Source organism: Candidatus Zixiibacteriota bacterium (genome assembly GCA_040753495.1).
In the GTDB taxonomy this organism is placed as follows: domain Bacteria; phylum Zixibacteria; class MSB-5A5; order GN15; family PGXB01; genus DYGG01.
Map to the genome: position 1 here is coordinate 1 of JBFMEF010000080.1, position 15156 is coordinate 15156.

Genomic DNA, 15156 nt, shown 5'->3' on the forward strand with positions numbered 1-15156 from the left:
TTCTGGCGTCCGGGCCAATTTTCCTTTGGGAATAGGTATCTTGAACTTGGCAAATAACTCTTTGCCTTCGTACTCATAAAGTCTCATGCTAATACCTCAAATTTATCACTCAGAAATTCTCATTCGTTGCAAAAAATCGTCACGGCAATTTATCATAATCGCTTGGAAAGTCAATGATAATCGCTCTTCCCACGCGGACCGTAATCAATTGCGCCGCAAATAGAAAGGCACGCCGAGGGGCGTGCCTTTGGTGCGGACCAGAAGGTATTTATTATCCTGTCTTGCGCAATTTGCCGGTAAATTTCGCCCAGAGCGCTTTCATTTTCAATTTACCGATTGCCCCGGTCGGGTCAAGGTCTTTGGGGCAAACCTGCTGGCAGTTGAAAATGGTGTGGCAACGAAAGACGCCGAAGTCCGACGCCAGATATGCCAGTCGCTCGTAGGTGGCGCCGTCGCGCGAATCATCAACATACCGCAGCGCCTTCAGAAGGGCATGCGGTCCAAGATACTTCTCATCGGTCGCCACCACCGGGCAGGAACCGTAACAGCAGGCGCAGAGAATACAATCAACATGAAAGTCTATCTTCGCCCGTTGCGCCGGAGACTGCTTGAACTCCCGGGTCGGCGGTTCTCCCGATGGAATCAGATACGGCTTAATCTTCTCGTACTGCGCAAAGAACGGGTCGAGGTCAACCACCAGGTCGCGGATTATTTTCATATGAGCCAGCGGTCTGATAGTGACAGTATTGCCAATGTCGACAATCTGGGTCTCACAGGCGAGACGATATTTCTCTCCAATATGCATGGCGCAGGAGCCGCAAACCCCCTGACGGCAGGAGGAACGGAAAGCCAGGGTCGGGTCGATATTTTCAAGAATATAATACAACCCCTCCAGCACCGTCATCCCCTTGATTTCCGGCAATTGGTATGATTGAAAATATGCCTGATCCCCGGTCTTCGGATTATATCGGAAAACTTTGAATGTCGGCATATTAATATTTCCTTTCCTCAGGTTTATATTTGCCCATCGTCACCGCTTTGTACGTCAGCTGGGGAGCATCCGGCGCGTAGGTGAAAAGTGAGTGCTTCAGCCATTGCTCGTCATTGCGCTTGGAGAAGTCGATACGGAAATGCGAGCCGCGCGATTCGGCGCGAGCCAACGCCCCGGTGGCAATACAAAGACCCGCTTCAATATTCCCGGCAATTTCCGTCACCCAGAGAAAATCATAATTAAACTTGCCGGTATCGGGTATGGCGCGGATATGATTGAAGCGCTCCTTGAGTATCTTAATCTCATCCAGCCCTTTTTTCATATCGGTTTCATTTCGGAAAATCCCGAATTTATCCATCATAACTTGCGACAACTCATTCTTGATTGTATACGGATTTTCTTTGCCGCTTGATGAACAGAGTCTCTGGTACCTCTCCTTCTCTTCCTTCAGCGCGGAATCGAGGGTGTCGGTATCGACCGTCTGCGACATTTTCTTGACCCGGTCGGCGGCGTGACGTCCGCAGCGGGCGCCGAAAACGACCGTATCAAGAAGCGAATTTCCGCCAAGACGATTGGCGCCATGCACCGAAACGCAGGCGCACTCGCCGGCGGCGTAGAAGCCGTCGACTCTGGTCATTCCATCTTTATCGCATTCAATCCCGCCCATGGTATAGTGCATGGCGGGATGAACCGGAATCGGGTCTTTAATCGGGTCGATGCTCTTGAAATTGAGGCAGATTTCCCGGATGCCGGGAAGCCGCTCCATAATCTTTTTCGCTCCGAGATGACGCAGGTCAAGGTGCAGGTATCTGTCCTCAAATCCGCGTCCCTCGTTTATTTCGGTTTGCATTGCCCGCGCGGTGATGTCGCGGGGGGCAAGCTCCATGATTTTCTCGGAGACATAGTTCTTCATGAACCGCTCGCCCTTGTTGTTAATCAAGTACCCCCCCTCGCCGCGGCATCCCTCGGTCATCAAAATCGAGGAGCCATCCAAACCGGTTGGATGAAACTGGATAAACTCCATATCTTCCAAAGGAACGCCTGCCCAATACGGAATCACCACCCCGAGTCCGGTCGAGGCATGAGCGTTGGTGGTATTGACCGAGTAAACTCTTCCCGAACCTCCGGTGGCAAAGATTACGGCGTTGCCCCCGATAGCCTGAAATTCTCCGGAATGAAGATTCATCACGATAACACCGGCGCATCGCCCCCCTTTGACCGCCAGTTTGGTCACAAACCGCTCGTAGAGAACATCAATTTTCCGTTTGACCACCTGCTCAAAGAGCGTGTGAAGAAGATAGAGCCCCGTTCTATCGGCGCCATAGCACGTACGAGGGAAACCGGCGCCGCCAAACGGACGCTGTGCGATAGAGCCATCTTCGAATCTCGAGAAGGGACATCCCCAGTGCTCGAATTCAAAAATAATCCCCGGCGCCGCGCTCGTCATAATTTCTACCGCATCCTGGTCGGCAAGAAAATCCGAGCCCTTGATTGTGTCGTAAGCATGCCGTTCCGGAGTGTCATCTTTTCCCTGCGGATGATTCGCCAGGGCGGCATTGATTCCTCCCTGCGCCGCTCCCGAATGAGAACGAACCGGATGAATCTTGGAAATCAAGCCAACCTTGGCTCCGGCGTCATGCGCGGCTATTGCCGCGCGCATTCCGGCTAAGCCTCCGCCGACTATAATCACATCATAAAACATGGTTGCCGCTCCCTTACATCCCCGGATAGAAACCGGATTGCATTTTAGGCCATTGCAGAATTACCGTTACCACCATAATCGCCGTGAAGAGAATCATTTCAATCCAGAAAAACAGTTTGTGCGCCCGCGACAGCCCAAAAAAATCACAAATTGAAATCCGCACGCCGTTTAGCATATGAAAGAAAACTCCGGCAATTAAGAGAATCTCAAAGAAAGCAAATAATGGATTCTGCACCGCCCCCATCCGCTTGTCAAAGGAATCCTTCCCCGATATGGCGGAGGAAAGAACATAAGTGTGAAGGACCAGATATACCACCAGCCCAATGCCGGTAATCCGGTGAAAGAGGTAGGTGATATTTCCGATATTTTTGTTCAGGTTGGTATCCTGATAGGCATTCTTAAATAGATTCTTAAACGCCATCTTACACCCCCGCTCCAAAAAGGTTTGTCAGGGTCATGGCGCCGACCACGGACAAGGCGATGCCTATCACCCAGAACAGCGCTTTCATTGTCAACGAAAACCCTCCCGAGGGGCGGTAGTCCGCCAGAATCGCCCAGATACCGTTTAGCGCATGAAATACGCAAAACGGAACAAACAGCAAATAATAGACTTTCCACCAGAAGGAACCGCTCAAACGCTCCACCACGACCGCAAAATCTATCAGCCCTTCCCTATGAAGGAAATGATGGACATTGATATGGGTGAAAAGAAAGAACGCCAGAAACAGCCCGGAAAGCCTTTGTAAGAACCAGGTCACCAGACTCTGATTCGATACCTTTTCCGCCATATGGCACTCCTTACAACAGTTGACTGAAGGTCATTTTAAAGATCACAAATTAAGTGAACTTTTTCACCTTTGTCAAGGGCTATCCGGTTATTATCCTATATGTTAAGCCCAAGTCTTACAAAACATTTATGCACAATTCCATTATGTCGGTAGGCTTCCGGAGGTCATAACGAAACAGTCAGTCCATCCTCCGCCAGTTGAAGTTTCTGGCGGTGAATAGAATGGCGAATGTAATTTTCCAGTTCTACTCGGCTCTGGTCGGTATAGTGGGTCAAAAGGATTTTTTTTACCGGATTAGTCTGGAGAGACCGCTCCAGTTGTTGCAAATCTATATGGAAAGTTTCCAGAACCAGAAGGTCCAGGTCGCTCAGGTATGGCGCAATATCTTCAAGAGAACCGATATCGGCGGAGTATAAAATCCTTGTCCGTTCCATCGCCGTTATCAGAAACGAATAGCACTCCATCCGATTGGTATAGCCATGCTCTTTTATCTGTGTCGCCGCCTTTGATAGATGAGAATTCAGAATTGCTCTTACCTCTATATTTCCATCATCAATCGATTGAACATTCTCAATGGGCAGCAGGCGACATTCAAAGCTGAATTTTTCTCGGAAGAGGTAGCAGGAGTTAAGGAAAGATGCGAAAGCGGCCGTCGCCTCCGAGGGCAAATAGATATCAAGCGGTTTGCTTCTTCTCATATTGTACAGCAACTGAATGAAAAGGGGCAGATCAGATATGTGGTCGGAATGGGTATGGGAAATGAATATATTCTGCAGTCGGTCCGGTGCAATACCGGAACGCAAAAATGCCGAAGTAACACCGCTTCCGCAATCGAAAAGCGTCAGCGAATCCGAAACCTGGAGCAGATAACCGGAGCAGTTGCGGTAAGGCGAGGGGATGCCGGAGGATGACCCCAGCACTGTCCAGGATATCTCCGCTGTTTTCTCGCTCATCAGGAAAAGGTCTTCTTCAATCTTTCCAGAGTCTCGAGACAGTCATCGCGGCTGACGTCGAGATGAGTTACCATTCGGATACGGGTCCGCCCAAATGGCACCGCCAGCACGCCGACAGTTTTCATCTTATCCAGAATCGCTGCCGGGGGAAGACCGCTTCCGGCAATATCGGCGATGACAATATTAGTGACCACGCGGCTGAGGTCGACATTAAATCCTTTCAGTTGACTTAACCCTTCCGCCAGCAGACGGGCGTTGGCATGGTCTTCTGCCAGACGAGCGATATTGTTCTCGACGGCATATAAACCGGCCGCCGCCAGGATGCCAACCTGGCGCATTCCGCCGCCAAAGAGCTTGCGGGTCCGGCGAGTCTTCTCTATAAACAGACTTGAACCTATAATCATTGAGCCGACCGGCGCTCCCAGACCCTTGGAGAGGCAAACCGACATCGAATCAAACGGCTCCGCCCAGTCTTTCAGCGGAATTCCGGTGGCCACATGCGCATTCCAGATTCGAGCGCCGTCAAGATGCATTATCAGACCGTATTTGTCAGCCACTTGCCGAATGCGGTGTATCTCCTCCAGAGGAAAGATAGTGCCGCCATGGCGATTGTGCGTGTTTTCGATAGCGACTATCTTAGTGAGAGGATTATGAATATTGACTGGCCTGACCAGTTCCTCCACCTGCCTGGCGGTGAAGACCCCTCGCTTAGTGGTAATCATATTCACCAGCAGAGAGGAATGTATTGCCGGACCGGCTGATTCATAATTGACGATATGACATTCGCGCTCACAAAGAATCTCCCACCCCGGTTCCGAAATGGTCTTCAGCGCCGCCTGATTCCCCATGGTGCCGGAGGGAACGAAAAGCGACGCCTCCTTGCCGAAAAGGGCTGCCACCTTCTCTTCCAGTCTAATGGCGGTCGGGTCGTCGCCGAAAACATCATCCCCCACTTCGGCGTCGGCAATGGCGCGCCGCATCGCCGGGGACGGTTTGGTTACCGTATCAGAGCGCAGGTCGATTAATCTCATGGGTTAAATATATAATATAGTGAATTTGATTCAAGGGTTGAAATCTGCCCGTCTCAGAGATAAATAAGACGCACCAGCAGATGCATCACCAGGCCACTAACTAAAGGGACCGAGGCATTGTCGTCAACACCGGAGGAGACCGCTTCCACCACCGTGGCAACCATGGCGCCAACGATGCCGACTTCCGGCGGCAGTCCGGGCGCCAGCCAGGCGACTATCAAGGCAGAAATGAGAAAGGCAAGAGACCCCTCAAATGATTTGCTGCCGTACCGGTGCTTGCCCCACTTTCTTCCGACGATTGCGGCCGCGGGGTCGCCGGCCATTATGAAGGCGAGGGCGGCCACTGCCACCGGTTTGCTGAACATGGCGATGGCAAAACAGGAGGTCGCCAGAATGTAACTGGCGCCGGTAAAATCCCCTTTCATTTCGTGCTCTCTGATAATCGGCGCCAGAAACGGCTTGAGCAGAAACCAGATTCTCCAGTTGCGCAAGCGTCCTATGTCGACAATAATCATCCCCAGAGTAATGGGAATCATTATCGCTAACGCCGTCCCCTTATCTAAGCCGAGCAGAAAATAACCGCCGGGAATGACCAGAGCAAACAGATGAGTCAGCTTGCGGAGTATTTCCCCCTTGAAAGATATCTGATTTTGTTCCTGCGGCCTCAACTGATCACACCGGTCGCACTTAGCGGCGCTCTTTGGGGGGCAATGTCACCTTACCCAATTTCTTAAGATTGTAAGTAAGTTTGTGACGGCTGAAAAGGTCCTTCTCCCACTGGCGCGCTTTATCATTGTTGTTAATGACTCTAAGTGAGTCAATTATCATCCCGCGCGCCTGCTGGAGGGTCAGATCGGTCTTCCGCTCCAGTACCTTTATGACATGATAACCCCATTCGGTTTTCACCGGGTGGGATACATCCCCCACCGGGGTGCCCAGAGCGGCCAAAAAGAAGCTTTCCGGCATTTCATCGCGGCCTATATACCCCAAGTCGGCCGCCGCTTCCCGTATCTCTTCCGCGCCGGGATAGAATTCCTTTGCCAGCTCCAGAAAGTCCACTCCGGACATCGCCTGGTCTCGAATATATTCCCCCAGCACTGAATCTTCGACAATTATATGCTGCACATAAAGCGGCTTGGGAAATTGGAACTGCGCGATATTGCGCTCATAATAATCTGCAATAAGGCTGTCACCGGGGAAATAGTCCGGGTCACTCTGCCCTTTCATAACATAGTCGGTGGCATATTTGTGATACAGCCGCTTTCTTTCTGCTTCAACAAAGGGGGAACGGGAAAACCCCAGGTCATGCGCCGCCCGGGCAAGCATAAGCTTTTGCGCTTCGCGCAGAAGCGCATTGTGCTTATCTCTCATGGTCATACTGTCCAGTTTCATCTGCGTTTGGAATAAAGAGAAGATGCTCGATATGCGGTAAAAAACGACCGTGTCAAGGTCGTTAACTACCACCGCCCAGGTCGTATCCGGAATACCGGCAACCACCTCCAGAGCCGAGTCGTTATATTTCAGGCGGGCATGAGCGGTCAGAGAATCAAGCAGATGTCGGGCTCTTTCGCCCGCTTTCAAATTGACATAATGACGGCGCGCCGCTTCCATCACCTCTCCGGTCAAAGGAGCCAGCCCGGCCTCAATCCGGTCGGTGACTTTCAAAATATGCCACCCGTCGCGAGTCTTAAACGGCTGGGAAATCCCCCCCACAGGGAGAGCAAACGCCTCCTCTTCGAATTCCGGATTATAGGTTCCGCGTGGGAAAAACCCCAGGTCTCCATAACGTTTGCCCGACTCGCGATGGTCGGAGTATTCGAACGCCAGAGTCTCCAGGGCTTCTCCGGCATCAATTCTCTTCTTCAGCTCAAAAACGCGCTCGCGCGCGATGGAGTCAAGCGTCTCATCGGTATAGGCTCGATATAGCAACGAATCCTTCCCATAGCGCAAGCCCTTGGCCGAAATTACCAGATGGGAAGCCCGCACCTGTTCCTGATAAGAATATTGATTCGGGAAATGGCGATAGAAAGTATCCAGGGTCGCCGAATCTACCTGAATAGAATCAACAATGAAATTCTTATAGAAGTAATTTATCAGCAGGTCGTTATATCTGAAAGAATAAACGCGGTAGAGATGAAAATCATCCCGGAGATTGACTTTTTGCGCTTCCAGAGAAACCAGCGATTCCACCACTATTTTCTGCAGAGTATCAAAATAAATCGAAGAATCGATAATCCCTCCGGTTGGGACAAGGTCGCTGTTAGCCAGGCGCAAATACAACGTCGATGCCGGAACTTGAGATAAACTGTCATCTACCAGCACCACAGGAAAATCATTATTGACAATTTGGTCCCGGTCGAGGATAATCTGCCGGCAACCGAGAGTTAGCAAGACCCATAGAATCGAAACGACAATAAAATTCTTCAAGAAAAATCTCATCATATATCTGTATCCCATTTTGCGCGGTTACAAAAAAGCAATAATTATACAACTGAGACCAAAAATCAAGCCCAAAAATGAGCGGAAACGGAATTGCCGTCTGATGACAGGATGGATTAAGATTTTATTTGAGATGGCATCGCGGTCTTGAGGCGACCGGTGGCATTGGCTTCGACCGGGATATGGCTGAATCCAAGCACGAAAGTGGCGCCGGCGCCCGGCTGCGTGCGAATAGACAAGTCGATATTCAAGCTTTCAGATAGTCGCTGTACTATAGCCAATCCCAGACCGGTGCCATCTTTCTTGGTGGAATAAAAGGGGTCAAAAATCCGGTCGATATGACTCTTGTCAATTCCGGGACCGTCATCGGCGACATAGACCGTCACAGCCCTGTCTTCGCCGACATCGATACCGACTGCTACATTGCCTGGCCGCGCTCCAATCGCTTCGCAGGCATTGACCAGGAGATTGAGCAGTATCTGCTTCAGTTTGTCTTCATCGCCGAAAATATAAATATATGATTCCGGCGAGGTCAATTTCAGCTCGATATCGGAATGATAGGAATTATGCCGTTTCACAATTTCAAAGACATCGCTTATTAAGCGGCAAAGCTCCACCCGCGAAAAAACGACGCGATTGCTACGGGCATAAAGAAGAAAATCGGAAAGGATGTTGTTCAATCTTGAAGATTCCTTTACAATCAATTGCATCAAACGACGGTTCTCCCCTTCCAGATTGAGCTCACGATGGAGCACTTCCACCGAGCCGGAGATAGCCGCGAGGGGATTGCGTATTTCGTGGGCGATCGCCGCGGAGAGTTCTCCGACAGCCGCCAGACGGTCGGCGATGCGAATTTTGTCTTCCATTTTCTTTGTTTCCGTCAGGTCCTGAAAAATCGCTATGACACCGCGAATCTCGCCCGATTCATCTTTCAAAATCGAGGTCGATATCCCCAGCGGCGTCCTCTTACCGGAACGGCCGATAATCTCAATCTCGTTTCGCGGCGAATGGCGATGGGTCTGCAGTACCTCGATGAGATTGGTGGTTAGTTGCGGCATGCGGGCGGCAAAAACCTGTCTGATATTCTTCCCCCGCACATCGGCTTCATTCAATTCCAGAATTTCCTCGGCGGTGCGATTGAAAAAAATCACTTTTAGTTGCGGGTCGATGGTCAGCAGACCGGAGTTGAGATGGCGCAGTATATCCTCGGTATCAAGTTTTGCCAGTCGCAGCGCCTGCGACGCCGTTGCCAGCTGAAGATCTTTGTGCCGCAAGCGCTCTACGAGGTATCCCGAGATAAATGCCACCAGATAAAAAGTGAGAATATGCAGGAAGATATTATAGAAGGCGGCATCTTGAGTGGAGAATATGGTCTGCAAGGCGCGCGCCGCCGACCCCGGCTCTCCTTTTATGGACAACCCAAACCAGATGACAAAGGCGTATGAAACCGAAACCAGCGAGGCAAAGCCAAGCGTTCCGGCAAGATTGCTTACCAGAGCGGCCGAGATAATGGTCAGAATGAAAAGTCCGGCAAAAGCCGACTGCACATTGCCGGTAGCATAGATTATCCCGATTTCAATTATGATTTCAAAAAATGTCTGAAGAATCGGAACGACGCGAAATAGTGTCTTAATCTCCATCCAGCGTCGGAGTATGAAAATCGCCGGCAGCAGCAACGTCAAAAAGGAGTAGCCGAAAAACGGAAAACTGAGGTAATCGGGATACCCCATCCAGAAAATAACAATGCCCGAGATCAAGACATACGTGATTAACCGTAACGAAAGAAACCACCCGGGCTTGAATGGGGCTGTGTTTGACTGCATAAATAAAAAGGGGCGCCGGATGGCGCCCCGGAAGTTCATCCTTATCCGATCTTCCCGATGATATCGAACATCGGCAGATACATGGCGATTAGAATGCCGCCGATAATCGCTCCCATGAAAACGATGATAACCGGTTCGATAAGCGACGTAAGCGCGCTCACCGCCTGGTCAACCTCTTCATCATAGAAATCAGCAATCTTGTTAAGCATCTCATCCAGACCGCCGGTCTTTTCACCAACCGAAATCATCTGTGTCACCATCGGCGGAAATACGCCGGTCTCTTTCAGAGGCGCGGTAATGGTATCGCCTTCCGCAATGGAGAGCACTGATTTTCGAATCGCCTTGGCAATGACCACATTGCCGGCGGTTTTGGCGGTGATTTCCAGGGCATCCAGTATCGAAACGCCCGAGGAAATCAACGTTCCCAGCGTACGGGTGAAGCGCGCCACAGAAGATTTGCGCACCAGGTTTCCAAAAACGGGAGCCTTTAACAGACCAGCATCAAACATTGCCCGTCCCGATTCTGTCCGCACCCAATAAATGAATCCCGCGACAAAAGCAAAAGTGCCGAGAACAAGGTAAAGAAAATATCCTTTAAGGAAATTACTGATGCCCAGCACGATTTGAGTCGGTTTCGGCAGTTCCGCCCCCAGCCCGCTGAACATTTTGGCAAAGACAGGCACAATGAAAGTCAACATGGCGATGGTAACGCCGATAGCGACCACCGCCACCACGGTCGGATAAACCATCGCGCCCTTGACCTTACGGACCAGGGCGTCGGCTTTTTCGCGATAGACGGCCAGTCGCACCAGAATCGTGTCGAGCGCGCCGCCCATTTCACCCGCTTCCACCATATTAACATAAAGGTGGTCAAAAACCTTGGGGTGCCGTCCCAGAGCCTCGGCCAGAGTCGAGCCTCCCTGGACTGACTCCTTGACCTGACTTATGATATGACAGAGTTCTTTGCTCTCCATCTGAGTCGCGAGAATTTCCAGGCACTGCACCATCGGCAAACCAGCCCCAATCATGGTGGCAAATTGCCGGGTGAAACGCGAGATGTCGACTTTCTTTATTCCGGTGCCGATCTTTATTTTCAGCTCGGCCGGCTTCTTGCGAATGCTGGAGACAAGAATCCGGTTCTGTCGAAGAACTCTTTCCAACTCTTCGCGGCTCCCGGCCGTGAGCTCTCCCTGCACCATGGCTCCCGCGAGAGTCTTCCCTTTGTATTCATAGACTGGCATAATCTATTCCCTTCCCCGGTCATCCGCTCACGCCATGACCGGCGTTTTTCCTCTTGTCAACATCTCATTCAATTCCTGGATGTTCGAGCTGTAACCCATGGCATCGTTCAAAGTAATCTTGCCGGTATTGTAAAGCTCCGCCAATGACTGATTCATCGTCTTCATACCATATTTCTGTCCCGACTGAATCATGCTGTATATCTGATGCACCTTATCGTCTCTTACCAACGCCCGAATAGCCGGGGTGCAGACCATTATCTCCAGCGACATTACCCGTCCGCCGCCGATGCGGGGAATGAGACATTGCGACACCACCGCTTGAAGTGAAAAGGACAGCGAGATTCGCACCTGCTCCTGCTGGTTGGTGGGGAAAACGTCTATTATACGGTTTATCGATTCCGCTGTGGAATTGGTATGCAGGGTGGCGAACGCCAGATGTCCTGTCTCCGAGATATTGAGAGCCGATTCGATGGTCTCCAGGTCGCGCATCTCACCGACAAGAACGACATCGGGGTCTTCCCGAAGAGCATATTTCAGCGCCGCCGAGAATGACTGCGTGTCGCTGAAGACTTCTCTCTGATTGACAATAGATGACTGATGGCGATGAAGATACTCGATAGGGTCTTCTACGGTAATAATATGGCACTGCCGCTCGCGATTTATTCTATCGATAATGGCGGCCAATGTCGTCGATTTTCCAGAGCCGGTCGGACCTGTTACCAACACCAGCCCACGCGGCAATCTGGCAAACTCCGCAACTACTTTGGGCAATCCGAGTTCTTCGAAAGTCTTGACTTTGTAAGGTATCTGCCGAAGCGCCACGGCCACATTTCCCCTCTGCATAAATACATTGCAGCGGAAACGGCTCATATTCTCAATGCCAAAGGAAAGGTCAAGTTCCGAGCTGGTTTCGAATTTTAAGCGCTGCTTCTCATTCATGATGGAATACGCCAGTTTTTTGGTCATATCGGGGGTGAGAGTATCATATGCCATCCGGACCAGTTTGCCATCTACACGGACTACAGGCGGAGAGCCCACCGTCAGATGCAAGTCGGAGGCATCCATCTTGACCATATCTTCAAGCAACTGGCGAAGAGTTATCATAACTTTCTCCCTCTGGAAAACTGAAAATTAATAGACAAATTATCCTAATATTGTATCGGAAATTTTTGTGAAATCTTGAAGGAAAACTGGCTTAAAGAAGCCAATAACTCAATGAATTCTAAGGAATTTGGCGGTTTGGCAGGGGCCGGATTAGCTGGTAACCCCAAAGACTTCGTCTATCGTGATAAGCCCCTGATTCATCTTCTCCACCGCCGCCATCCGGAGAGTGAACATCCCCTCTTTTATCGCCTGCTCGCGAATCTGCGTATCTGAAGCCGAAGAAAGTATCTGGTGCTCAATCGCCGGCGTAATTGGCATAACTTCGTAAATACCGGTTCGGCCGGTCAGTCCGGTATTGTTGCACTCGTTGCATCCCCGGCCCCTGAAAGCCTTCAGATTCTTCATCAGAAATTCCGGGACACTGATGGCTTGAATCTGCTCCTCGGTCAGGGCATGCTCTTCCTTGCAACCCTGGCAGATTTTCCGCACCATTCGCTGTGCCATAATCAAGCGAGTGGCGGAAGCGACCAAGTAGCTGGGCACCCCCATATCGACCAGACGGTTGATTGAGGATGGGGCGTCATTGGTATGCAAGGTCGAGAAAACCAAATGTCCGGTGAGAGCGGCCCGGATAGCAATTTCCGCCGTTTCTCCGTCTCGAATCTCACCAACCATTATGATGTCCGGGTCTTGCCGCAAAAAGGAGCGCAGGGCGGCGGCAAAAGTCAGACCGATATCAGTCCGCACCAGCACCTGGTTGATTCCATCAAAATTGAATTCCACCGGGTCTTCAGCCGTCATGATATTGACATCGACCGTATTAATTGCCTTGAGCGCCGAATAGAGCGTGGTCGTTTTACCGGAACCGGTCGGACCGGTTACCAGAATAATTCCATATGGAAGATGAATCGCTTCATCGAATCTTCTTAACGATGCCTCATTAAATCCCAGCCGGGTCATATCGACCATAAGAGCCTTCGGGTCCAGAATTCGCATAACCACCTTTTCGCCGTAGATGGTCGGCAACACCGAGACACGGAGGTCAACAGTCCTCTCACCCAGTTTTATTTTAATGCGACCGTCCTGAGGCAGACGGCGCTCCGATATATCTAAGTCAGCCATCACTTTAACGCGGGAGACAATAGCCGCGCGGTATTTGAAAGGCAAAGGCGCCATTTCGCGCAGGTCGCCATCAACACGGAAGCGCACTCTTATTCTCTTTTCATATGTCTCAAAATGAATATCTGACGCCCCCATTCGAATGGCGTCCGAGATTATCGAGTCGACCAGTTTTACCAGAGGTTTATCCTGAACCGCCGAACGCAGGTCATCTTCAGAAGGACCTTCGTCACTCTCCGAGACTACTTCGAGGTCAGAACTCTCTTCAAGACCCTTCACTATTTGAGAGAAGGCGTTCTCATCGTGATAATATGTCTCAATGGCTTTCTGAATCGCTTTCTCAGGAGAGATGACCGGCTGGATAGAACATCCTGTAATAAATTTTATGGCATCCAGCACATAAATATTATTCGGGTCAGATATGGCGACAATCAAGTTCTTATTCAGTTTCGAAATGGCGATGACATTGAATTTTCGGGCGATATCAAGCGGGATTAATTTGACGATTTCCGGATTCAGCTCAATGTCGGACAGGCGCATTGTCCCCATATTGAGCTGCTTGCCGACAAAGGTAGTAATCTCCTCTTCCGAGGAGACCGCCCCAATAGAGACGAGAATCTGCTCAAACTTGCCCTTTTTCTCTTTGAAAATTGTTAATGCTTTATCCAGCTGGTCCTGGGTAATCTTCCCCGCTTTGACCAGCATCGTTCCGAGTTCGGCAGACATTTTTGAATCGTCCCAATTATTTAGCCGGTTACCCCTCTCCTATAGCGAGTCATTCAGGGTAGCCCGAACGAAGTTCAATCTTGAAAAATATCGTCCAGTTTGTTATTCGCCGATTTCGTAAATTCATCGGTCAGCCCGGTTCCGACATGCGCTCGCGATTTCAGCGATGAGAATATTTTCCCCAGCTCGATTGACGTTTCCTTGGCGTAAAGACGGACCATTCCAATTGTGGTTCGGTCATCAAAAATGACAGCCATAATGGAGCGGTCGCCCACCAGAGACATATGAATATGGTCTTTCTTTCCCTGGTGAAACAGGACGGAGAATTCTGACTCTCCCACCAGCCGGGCAATCTCCTTGGTCGAAGCAAAAGAGCCGGCCAGGAGAGCGGCCAGGGCGGTCGTGTCAAGAGAATGGGTGAATCCCTGTCGGGTAATCAGATGTCCATCCTTGTCCACCAGAAGAGCGCATTTGGCTTCGGCGCCCTTGAGCATGCGGGCAAGAATAGAATCGATTTTCTCAATCTCTTCTTCATATATTATCAGGTTGTCATCATTCACAGACGGCACCTCCTCAAATCATTTAATTCCGAATAATCGTTTAAAAAATCCCTGCTTCTTTTTTACAATCCGCTTGGGCGGAGCCATATATGGAGACGGTAACGAGGCTCCCGCGCCGGTATCGTGATACGGCTCGGCGCCGGCCATACGTCCACCGCCGACCGGCTCTCCCTCTTTGGTCGCCGGCTGAAAATCGGAAACGGTAATACGGCGGTCACGGCGAAGAATCTTCGAGGTGGTCGACCCGGGATAGGGGCGCCGTCCTGCCGGTTCCTCAGCGGCCGGTGTATTTCCGGCGTCCTGAGACGCGACGTCAACCGCGTCCGGCGGCTGGCTAACATCCTGGTCGAGAGCCGAACGGGATAAGACCCGCTCCTCTTTAAGAGTATTGAACTCCACGCCATTGCCATTGTGGTTCTCTTCATCGGTTTCGCCATTGACGTCATCAGGGACGTTATAGGCGGTCTGGCGGGAAACCATGGCCGGTTCGGGCGCTGGCGCCGCCCCGGCCGAAGTCCGCTCATAATCACCGCTCTTACCGGACGGCTCAAACGAAGCCGCGCCGGCAACCCCGGCTGGTGTCGCCGCCGGCTCCGGTTGTTTTGCCGCCGTCGGGGATGTCGCGCTGCGGGTCGACTTCGCCTTTTCCAACACTAACTTGATTATCATCTTGAGAGTA

At 50.9% G+C, this 15156-nt stretch carries 14 protein-coding genes; all 14 read right to left on the reverse strand.

Annotated elements, in window-relative coordinates; translation table 11 throughout:
• Nucleotides 1-271 precede the first annotated feature (271 nt).
• Nucleotides 272-991, reverse strand: a complete 720-nt coding sequence (locus AB1690_05090) for a succinate dehydrogenase iron-sulfur subunit (GenBank protein MEW6014676.1) — start codon at nucleotides 989-991, stop codon at nucleotides 272-274.
• A gap of 1 nt (nucleotide 992) precedes the next feature.
• Nucleotides 993-2693, reverse strand: a complete 1701-nt coding sequence (locus tag AB1690_05095) for an FAD-binding protein (protein ID MEW6014677.1) — start codon at nucleotides 2691-2693, stop codon at nucleotides 993-995.
• Between the two features lie 13 nt (nucleotides 2694-2706).
• Nucleotides 2707-3114, reverse strand: coding sequence for a succinate dehydrogenase, cytochrome b556 subunit (sdhC, locus tag AB1690_05100; GenBank protein MEW6014678.1), 408 nt, complete (start codon nucleotides 3112-3114; stop codon nucleotides 2707-2709).
• A gap of 1 nt (nucleotide 3115) precedes the next feature.
• Nucleotides 3116-3481, reverse strand: a complete 366-nt coding sequence (locus AB1690_05105) for a hypothetical protein (protein ID MEW6014679.1) — start codon at nucleotides 3479-3481, stop codon at nucleotides 3116-3118.
• A gap of 164 nt (nucleotides 3482-3645) precedes the next feature.
• Nucleotides 3646-4434, reverse strand: coding sequence for an MBL fold metallo-hydrolase (locus tag AB1690_05110; GenBank protein ID MEW6014680.1), 789 nt, complete (start codon nucleotides 4432-4434; stop codon nucleotides 3646-3648).
• Nucleotides 4434-5465 carry a GntG family PLP-dependent aldolase gene (locus AB1690_05115; GenBank protein MEW6014681.1) on the reverse strand — a complete coding sequence of 344 codons (1032 nt, stop codon included), beginning with the start codon at nucleotides 5463-5465 and terminating at the stop codon, nucleotides 4434-4436. The genes AB1690_05110 and AB1690_05115 overlap by 1 nt, the downstream gene beginning before the upstream one ends.
• 53 nt (nucleotides 5466-5518) lie before the next feature.
• Complete coding sequence (locus tag AB1690_05120) at nucleotides 5519-6133, reverse strand: diacylglycerol/polyprenol kinase family protein (protein MEW6014682.1); 615 nt, start codon at nucleotides 6131-6133, stop codon at nucleotides 5519-5521.
• A gap of 19 nt (nucleotides 6134-6152) precedes the next feature.
• Complete coding sequence (locus AB1690_05125) at nucleotides 6153-7907, reverse strand: peptidylprolyl isomerase (GenBank protein ID MEW6014683.1); 1755 nt, start codon at nucleotides 7905-7907, stop codon at nucleotides 6153-6155.
• Between the two features lie 113 nt (nucleotides 7908-8020).
• Entirely contained in the window at nucleotides 8021-9727 is a 1707-nt protein-coding gene (locus AB1690_05130) for an ATP-binding protein (protein ID MEW6014684.1), read from the reverse strand.
• A 41-nt stretch (nucleotides 9728-9768) separates the two neighbouring features.
• Nucleotides 9769-10968 carry a type II secretion system F family protein gene (locus AB1690_05135; GenBank protein ID MEW6014685.1) on the reverse strand — a complete coding sequence of 400 codons (1200 nt, stop codon included), beginning with the start codon at nucleotides 10966-10968 and terminating at the stop codon, nucleotides 9769-9771.
• 27 nt (nucleotides 10969-10995) lie between these two features.
• Nucleotides 10996-12072: a type IV pilus twitching motility protein PilT gene (locus AB1690_05140; protein MEW6014686.1), complete on the reverse strand. Its 1077-nt coding sequence runs from the start codon at nucleotides 12070-12072 to the stop codon at nucleotides 10996-10998.
• 150 nt (nucleotides 12073-12222) lie between these two features.
• Nucleotides 12223-13917 carry a type IV-A pilus assembly ATPase PilB gene (gene pilB / locus AB1690_05145; GenBank protein MEW6014687.1) on the reverse strand — a complete coding sequence of 565 codons (1695 nt, stop codon included), beginning with the start codon at nucleotides 13915-13917 and terminating at the stop codon, nucleotides 12223-12225.
• Between the two features lie 74 nt (nucleotides 13918-13991).
• Nucleotides 13992-14477 carry a roadblock/LC7 domain-containing protein gene (locus AB1690_05150; protein ID MEW6014688.1) on the reverse strand — a complete coding sequence of 162 codons (486 nt, stop codon included), beginning with the start codon at nucleotides 14475-14477 and terminating at the stop codon, nucleotides 13992-13994.
• Nucleotides 14478-14495: 18 nt separating this feature from the next.
• Nucleotides 14496-15156, reverse strand: a 661-nt coding sequence (locus tag AB1690_05155) for a hypothetical protein (protein MEW6014689.1), incomplete at its 5' end; no start/stop codon positions are given.

Excerpts from the sequence above, each read along its gene's own strand:
- sdhC (MEW6014678.1), bottom strand. The coding sequence starts at position 3,114 with ATGGCGTTTAAGAATCTATTTAAGAATGCCTATCAGGATACCAACCTG.
- AB1690_05140 (MEW6014686.1), bottom strand. The coding sequence starts at position 12,072 with ATGATAACTCTTCGCCAGTTGCTTGAAGATATGGTCAAGATGGATGCC.
- AB1690_05095 (MEW6014677.1), bottom strand. The coding sequence starts at position 2,693 with ATGTTTTATGATGTGATTATAGTCGGCGGAGGCTTAGCCGGAATGCGC.
- AB1690_05125 (MEW6014683.1), bottom strand. The coding sequence starts at position 7,907 with ATGATGAGATTTTTCTTGAAGAATTTTATTGTCGTTTCGATTCTATGG.
- AB1690_05105 (MEW6014679.1), bottom strand. The coding sequence starts at position 3,481 with ATGGCGGAAAAGGTATCGAATCAGAGTCTGGTGACCTGGTTCTTACAA.
- AB1690_05090 (MEW6014676.1), bottom strand. The coding sequence starts at position 991 with ATGCCGACATTCAAAGTTTTCCGATATAATCCGAAGACCGGGGATCAG.
- AB1690_05110 (MEW6014680.1), bottom strand. The coding sequence starts at position 4,434 with ATGAGCGAGAAAACAGCGGAGATATCCTGGACAGTGCTGGGGTCATCC.
- AB1690_05115 (MEW6014681.1), bottom strand. The coding sequence starts at position 5,465 with ATGAGATTAATCGACCTGCGCTCTGATACGGTAACCAAACCGTCCCCG.
- AB1690_05135 (MEW6014685.1), bottom strand. The coding sequence starts at position 10,968 with ATGCCAGTCTATGAATACAAAGGGAAGACTCTCGCGGGAGCCATGGTG.
- pilB (MEW6014687.1), bottom strand. The coding sequence starts at position 13,917 with ATGTCTGCCGAACTCGGAACGATGCTGGTCAAAGCGGGGAAGATTACC.
- AB1690_05130 (MEW6014684.1), bottom strand. The coding sequence starts at position 9,727 with ATGCAGTCAAACACAGCCCCATTCAAGCCCGGGTGGTTTCTTTCGTTA.